Source organism: Nonomuraea sp. NPDC001684 (assembly GCF_053596515.1).
Genome location: NZ_JBSFGJ010000487.1, coordinates 1 through 6605, shown reverse-complemented (window position 1 = coordinate 6605; position 6605 = coordinate 1). Strand labels below are relative to the sequence as shown.

The window sequence follows — 6605 nt, the reverse complement described above, 5'->3', positions numbered from 1 at the left end:
CCTTGCGGCGCATGGCCTCGGCCATGCCGACCGCGTGGATCGTCTGGGTGGCCAGCGGCGTGCACTGGGGGGCGACGCGCGTGGCGGCGGGGTCGTAACCGCAGTGCCAGCCGCCGCGCAGCAGCGTGAGCACCTCGACCGGGTCGAGGCCGCGGGAGACGAGCGCGACCGAGTCGCGGTAGGTGGGGAACAGCCAGTCGTCCTCGCGCAGCGCGAGCACGCCGGCGATCTGGCAGGCCTCCTGGCCGCGGCTGGAGGGGTAGACGGCCAGCCGGCCCTGCTTGGTCAGCGCGGTCGCCTGACGGTCGAAGCGGCGGCCCAGGACCATCCGCCGGTACGCCTCCACCAGGTGCTCCCCGGCGGGCTCCGCGTACCCGGCGGGCGGCTCGACGGCGGTGCCGTCCTCGGCGACGAAGCGCACCGGCTCTGGTGAGGGCAGCAGGCCGTCGACCGTCTGGGGACTCCTCCTCACGGACATGGCGACGCTCACTTTCTCTGGACGTTTGTGAGGGAAAGCGTCCGCTTCCGAGGCCATCCGTTCAAGACATCAGGCATGATGAGCGACAAACGGCTTTATATGGGACTAATGGAGGGCCAATTGTCAGCCAACGAGGGCGTCGAGGGCGGCTGGCCGGGACGTTCGGCAGCAAACCTGGACGGAGTGGACCGGGCGATCATCGCCGAGTTGCTGCGCGACGGCCGGATGTCGATGCGCACCCTGGCCGAACGCGTGCACGTCTCGCGCGCCAACGTCTACGCCCGGCTCACCCGGCTGATGGACGACGGCGTGATCACCGGCTTCACCGCCGAGCTGGCGCCGCACCGGGCGGGCCTGGGCACCAGCGCGTACGTGTCGGTGACGATCGAGCAGAACTCCTGGCGCCAGGTCACGGCACGGCTGCGCGAGACTCCGTACGTGGAGCACTTCGCCATGGTCGGCGGCGACTACGACGTCCTGGTGCTGGTCAGGACGCCGGACAACGCCGCGCTGCGGCACGTCGTGCTGGAACGCATCCAGGACATCCCGGGGGTGCGGGCCACCCGGACCTGGCTGGTGTTCGAGGAGGCCCGCGGCCGGGGCGCGGAATGGGGGGCCCACGACAGCTGAGCCCCCACTCCGAGCCCCCACTCCGAGCCCTCGTTCAGCGCCCTCGTTCAGCGCCCTCGTTCAGCGCCCTCCGAAGGTCGGCCTGCGCTTGGCGAGGAACGCCTCCACCGCGCCCGCGTGGTCGGCGGTGCGTCCGAGGCGGGCCTGCGCGCGGGCCTCCTCGGCGAGCACCGCGCCGAGGCCCTGCTCCCACCCCTGCGCGATGAGCCGCTTGGACTCGGCGTAGGCCGCGGTCGGCCCGGCCGCCAGCCGGGCGGCCAGCTCGCGTCCCGCCATGCACACCTCGGCCCCGGGCACCACCCGCCCCGACACGCCCCACGCGACCGCCTGCGCGGCCCCGAACGGCTCGCCGAGCAGCACCAGCTCCTTGGCCCTGGACTCGCCGACCGCCCGCGTCAGCGTCGCCGACAGGCCGGAGTCGCAGGTGAGCCCGATCCCCGTGAACGCCGTGGCCAGCTTGGCGTCCTCGGCCAGGACGCGCAGGTCGCAGGCGAGCGCGAAGGCCAGCCCGGCGCCCACGCAGGCGCCGTTGACGGCGGCGACGACCGGCTTGGGCATCGTGGCCAGGAGCCGGACGACCGGCGCGTAGTCCGCCTCGACGGTGTCGAAGGCGTGACCGGGGTCGGCGCGCAGGGCCTCGGCGTGCTCGGCGAGGTCCTGGCCGACGCAGAACGCGCGGCCCGCGCCGGTCAGCAGCACGGCCCTGACCGAGTCGTCGGCGGCGACCTCCTCCAGCGCCCGGCGCAGGGCCTGCTTGAGCCCGTCGTTCAGCGCGTTGCGGTGGTCGGGACGGTTGAGCGTCACGACGGCCACGGCGCCGTCGCGTTCGAGCAGGACCGGGGTGTCGTCCACGTCAGCCCTCCGGCCAGGTCTTGGCCACCAGGGTCAGCACGTCGTACGTGGCGACCGGGACGCCGTCCTGGTTGGTCACGGTGGCGTCCCAGCGCACCTCGCCGTAGTCGGCGCCGCTGCGCGGCGTGATCTGCTTGACGGTCAGCGCGACGGCGATGGCGTCGCCGGCCTTGACCGGGGTGAGGAAGCGCAGCCCGTCGACGCCGAAGTTGGCCAGCACCGGGCCGGGCGCCGGGTCCACGAACAGCCCGGCGGCCAGGGACACCACCAGGTAGCCGTGCGCGACGATGCCGCCGAACAGCGGGTTGCGGGCGGCGGCCTCGGGGTCGGTGTGGGCGTAGAAGGTGTCGCCGGTGAACTCGGCGAAGTGCTCGATGTCGGCGAGCGAGACCGTGCGCGGCGCGGAGGCGATGGTGTCGCCCACCCGCAGCTCGGCCAGCGACTTGCGGAAGGGGTGGACGCCGGAGTCGGCGCGGGCCGAGCCGGTCGTCCAGCGGCCGGTGATCGCGGTGAGCTGGTCCGGCGAGCCCTGGACGGCGGTGCGCTGCATGTGGTGCAGGACGCCGCGCACGCCGCCCAGCTCCTCGCCGCCGCCGGCCCGCCCGGGGCCGCCGTGGACGAGGACCGGCAGCGGCGAGCCGTGCCCGGTGGACTCCTTGGCGTCGTCGCGGTCGAGGACCAGGACCCGGCCGTGCCAGGGCGCGAGCCCGAGCACGACGGACCGCGCCACCTGCGGGTCGTGGGTGGCGACGGAGGCGACCAGGCTGCCCTTGCCGCGCGCGGCAAGGGCGACCGCCTCCTCGACGCCGTCGTAGGCGAGCACGGTCGCGACCGGCCCGAACGGCTCCACGTCGTGCGGCTCGGCGGCGCCGGGGCGGGCGCGCAGCAGCAGCGGGGTCATGAACGCGCCGCGCTCGGGGTCGCCCTCCAGCAGGGACGCGCCGCGCGGGTCGCCGTGGACGACCTCCGCGCCGGCCCGCAGCGCCTCCACCGCCTTGCGCACCTCCTCGCGCTGGCCCAGGCTGGCCAGCGGGCCCATGCGCACGCCGGGGTTGCGCGGGTCGCCGACGGTGATCGACGCCAGGCGCGCGGCCAGCGCCTCGGTCACCTGGTCCGCCAGGTTCGCCGGCACGAGCACGCGGCGGATGGCCGTGCACTTCTGGCCCGCCTTGACCGTCATCTCGGTGACGACGCCCTTGACGAACAGGTCGAACTCCGGATCGTCCGGGCGCACGTCGGGGCCGAGGATCGAGCAGTTGAGCGAGTCGGCCTCGACGCCGAGCACGACGCCGCCGTCGAGCACGTTCGGGTGGCGGCGCAGGATGCCGGCGGTGTGGGCCGAGCCGGTGAAGGCGACGGAGTCCTGGACGGTCAGCTCGTCGAGCAGCCCGTCGGGGCTGCCGGCCAGGAGCTGGAGCGTCCCCTCCGGCAGGATGCCGGACACGATGATCTGCCGGACGGCCAGCTCGGTGAGGTAGGCGGTCTGGGCGGCGGGCTTGACGATCGAGGGCAGCCCGGCGAGGAAGGCCGGGGCCAGCTTCTCCAGCATGCCCCAGACGGGGAAGTTGAAGGCGTTGATCTGCACGGCGACGCCCGGCCGCGAGGTGTAGAGGTGCTGGCCGGCGAAGGTGCCGCCCTTGCCCAGGCGCTCCAGGCCGCCGTCGAGGAAGACGGTGTCGTTGGGCAGCTCGCGCACGCCCTTGCTCGCGTAGCTGAACAGGGTGCCGATGCCGCCGTCGACGTCGACCATGGTGTCGCGGGAGGTGGCGCCGGTGCGCGTGGACAGGGCGTACAGCGCGTCCTTGCCTTCGAGCAGGTGCTTGGCCAGCGCCTTGAGCAGGGCGGCCCGCTCGTGGAAGGTCAGGGCCCGCAGCGCCGGGCCGCCGGTGTCCCTGGCGTGCCTGACCATGGCCGCGACGTCCAGCCCCCGGCTGGAGATCCGCGCGACCTCCTCGCCCGTCGCGGCGTCGAGCAAGGGTTCCCCGTCGTCCGACGCGCGGAACCATCGTCCGGCGGCGTAGCTCTCCAGCAGCGCGCTCACGCTGTCTCCTCTCTTGCGCGGAAGCCCCGACTCATGCAACCGTATTACTGACCGAGCGATAAGTAAATAAGACCGATGTCTCGGAGGGACGATGACCACCACGCCGGCGGAGCCGGACCTGGAGGAGCGGCTGCAGTCCGCCTTCGACGCGACCATCGCGGGTCACGACCGGATCGAGCCCCGCGACTGGATGCCGGAGGCGTACCGCAGGACGCTCGTCCGCCAGATCGCCCAGCACGCGCACTCCGAGATCATCGGCATGCAGCCGGAGGGCGAGTGGATCGGGCGCGCGCCGTCGCTGCGCCGCAAGGCGATCCTGCTGGCCAAGGTGCAGGACGAAGCCGGGCACGGCCTCTATTTGTACTCCGCGTGCGAGACGTTGGGCGTCTCCCGCGCCGAGCTGACCGAACTCCTTCTGTCCGGGAAGCAGAAATACTCCTCGATCTTCAACTACCCGACGCTGTCCTACGCCGACGTCGGCACGATCGGCTGGCTCGTGGACGGCGCCGCGATCTGCAACCAGGTGCCGCTGTGCCGCACCTCCTACGGCCCGTACGGGCGCGCGATGATCCGCATCTGCAAGGAGGAGTCCTTCCACCAGCGGCAGGGCTACGAGCTGCTGATGACGATGATGCGCGGCACGCAGGCCCAGCGGGAGATGGTCCAGGACTCGGTCAACCGGTTCTGGTGGCCCTCCCTCATGATGTTCGGCCCGCCCGACGACCGCTCCCCCAACAGCGAGCGCTCGATGGCCTGGGGCATCAAGCGCAACTCCAACGACGAGCTGCGCCAGAAGTTCGTCGACATGACGGTCCCGCAGGCCAAGGCGCTCGGCGTCACGCTGCCCGACCCCGACCTGCGCTGGAACGAGGAGCGCGGGCACCACGACTTCGGGCAGCCGGACTGGTCGGAGCTGGCCGCGGTCATCCGCGGCGACGGGCCGTGCAACGCCCAGCGGATGCGCCACCGCCGCGCCGCCCACGAGGACGGCGCCTGGGTGCGCGAGGCCGCGTCGGCGTTCGCGAGCCGCACGGCTGCCGGGGCGGGCGCCCGATGAGCGCCGACCGGCGGGAATGGCCGCTGTACGAGGTGTTCGTCCGGGTCAAGCGCGGGCTCAACCACGTGCACGTCGGATCGCTGCACGCCCCCGACGACGCGATGGCCCTGCGGCACGCCCGCGACGTCTACACCCGGCGCAACGAGGGCGTGAGCATCTGGGTCGTGCGCTCCGACGCCATCACCGCCTCCAGCCCGGACGAGAAGGACCCGCTGTTCGCGCCGAGCGGCGACAAGGTCTACCGGCACCCGACGTTCTACGACATCCCGGGCGACGTCCCGCACATGTGAGAGGGGGTCCAGCGTGAGCGATGACCACGAGAGCATCTTCGACGGCCTGACCGGCGGGGACTCCGCGCAGTGGGCGTTCGGCACGGACTTCGAGGACCCGCTGGCGGGCGTGGACACCACCGTGCCCGACGGGGTCGGCTCCGCCGAACTGGCCGCGTACTGCCTCATGCTCGGCGACGACGCGCTGGTGATGTCGCAGCGGCTCACGGAGTGGTGCAGCCGCGCCCCCGACCTGGAGGAGGACATCGCGCTCGCCAACGTGGCGCTCGACCTGCTCGGGCAGGCGCGCCTGCTGCTGGCGCGGGCGGCCGCGGCCGACCCCGGCGTGGTGCCCGCGCTGCCCGAGGGCTCGCCGGTGCCGCCGGAGGACGCGCTGGCGTTCTTCCGCGACGCCGGGCAGTTCAGGAACGTGTGGCTGGCCGAGGTCGAGAACGGCGACTTCGCGCACGTCGTCGTGCGCCTGCTGCTGTTCTCGACGGCCCGGCTGGCGCTGCTGGAGCGGCTGTCGGCGAGCGCGGACACGGTGCTGGCCGCCGTCGCCGCCAAGGGCGTCAAGGAGGTCGCCTACCACCGGGACTGGGCGGGCCGCTGGTTCCTCACCCTGGCCCAGGGCACCGAGGAGTCGCGCCGCCGGCTCGACGCCGCGCTCGGCGAGCTGTGGCCGCTGCTGGCCGAGCTGGTCACCGCGCATCCCGTCGAGCTCGCGCTCGCCCGTTCGGGCGTCGCCGTGGAGGCCGCCGCGCTGCGCGCCGACGTGGACGCCGTGCTCAGCCAGGTGCTGACGGTGAGCGACGTCCCCCGCCCGGCCCTCGAAGACCGACGGGACGACGACAGGCCGGGCGGCGGCCGGGACGGCGTTCACACCCCGGCGCTGGCCGACCTGCTCGCCGACATGCAGTCGGTCGCCCGCGCCCACCCGGCAGGCCGCTGGTGACCGCCGCCGAGCACGCCGGCCCCGCGCCCGGGGACGCCCGCGAGCGCGCCGCCCGGGTCGCGGAGCGGGTGCGGGACCCGGAGATGCCGATGCTCACCCTGGCCGACCTCGGCGTGCTGCGCGGCGTCGAGCTGCGGCCGGGCCCGGACGGCGAGGTCGTGGTCGCCTCGATCACCCCGACGTACACCGGCTGCCCGGCCATGGCGACCATGCGCGACGACCTCGTCCAGGGGCTGCGGGCGGCGGGTTTCCCGCGGGTCGAGGTGCGGGTCGTGCTCGACCCGCCGTGGTCGGGCGAGTGGATCTCCGAGCGCGGCCGGGAC

General features: G+C 73.7%; 8 protein-coding genes. 5 read left to right on the top strand and 3 right to left on the bottom strand.

Annotated features, from left to right (window positions below):
* On the bottom strand, window positions 1–472 hold a 472-nt coding region (locus ACWCSD_RS44745), incomplete at its 3' end, for a thiamine pyrophosphate-dependent enzyme (RefSeq protein WP_449924494.1).
* Between the two features lie 126 nt (window positions 473–598).
* Here ACWCSD_RS44745 and ACWCSD_RS44740 point away from each other — a divergent pair.
* Complete coding sequence (locus ACWCSD_RS44740) at window positions 599–1108, top strand: Lrp/AsnC family transcriptional regulator (protein ID WP_358005837.1); 510 nt, start codon at window positions 599–601, stop codon at window positions 1106–1108.
* A gap of 60 nt (window positions 1109–1168) precedes the next feature.
* On the opposite strand, the gene ACWCSD_RS44735 is transcribed toward ACWCSD_RS44740, so the two are convergent.
* The gene (locus ACWCSD_RS44735; protein WP_449924490.1) at window positions 1169–1960 is read right to left on the bottom strand and encodes an enoyl-CoA hydratase/isomerase family protein; all 792 of its coding nucleotides are present in this window, start codon (window positions 1958–1960) and stop codon (window positions 1169–1171) included.
* 1 nt (window position 1961) lies between these two features.
* Window positions 1962–4001, bottom strand: coding sequence for a phenylacetic acid degradation bifunctional protein PaaZ (paaZ, locus tag ACWCSD_RS44730; RefSeq protein ID WP_449924487.1), 2040 nt, complete (start codon window positions 3999–4001; stop codon window positions 1962–1964).
* A 91-nt stretch (window positions 4002–4092) separates the two neighbouring features.
* Between paaZ and paaA the strand changes: the two genes are divergently transcribed.
* From paaA to ACWCSD_RS44710, 4 genes are all read left to right on the top strand, one after another.
* On the top strand, window positions 4093–5058 hold the full coding sequence (paaA, locus tag ACWCSD_RS44725; protein WP_397164116.1) for a 1,2-phenylacetyl-CoA epoxidase subunit PaaA: 966 nt from the start codon (window positions 4093–4095) through the stop codon (window positions 5056–5058).
* A complete protein-coding gene (gene paaB, locus ACWCSD_RS44720; RefSeq protein WP_352324188.1) occupies window positions 5055–5348 on the top strand; it encodes a 1,2-phenylacetyl-CoA epoxidase subunit PaaB in 294 nt (97 codons plus the stop codon). The genes paaA and paaB overlap by 4 nt, the downstream gene beginning before the upstream one ends.
* 13 nt (window positions 5349–5361) lie before the next feature.
* Entirely contained in the window at window positions 5362–6282 is a 921-nt protein-coding gene (paaC, locus tag ACWCSD_RS44715) for a 1,2-phenylacetyl-CoA epoxidase subunit PaaC (RefSeq protein ID WP_449924483.1), read from the top strand.
* The coding region (locus ACWCSD_RS44710) for an iron-sulfur cluster assembly protein (RefSeq protein WP_449924480.1) at window positions 6279–6605 on the top strand (327 nt) is incomplete at its 3' end. The genes paaC and ACWCSD_RS44710, both read left to right, overlap by 4 nt.

Bases quoted from the DNA above. Each gene is read 5' to 3' on its own strand.
- paaB (WP_352324188.1), top strand. From the start codon at position 5,055: ATGAGCGCCGACCGGCGGGAATGGCCGCTGTACGAGGTGTTCGTCCGG.
- paaA (WP_397164116.1), top strand. From the start codon at position 4,093: ATGACCACCACGCCGGCGGAGCCGGACCTGGAGGAGCGGCTGCAGTCC.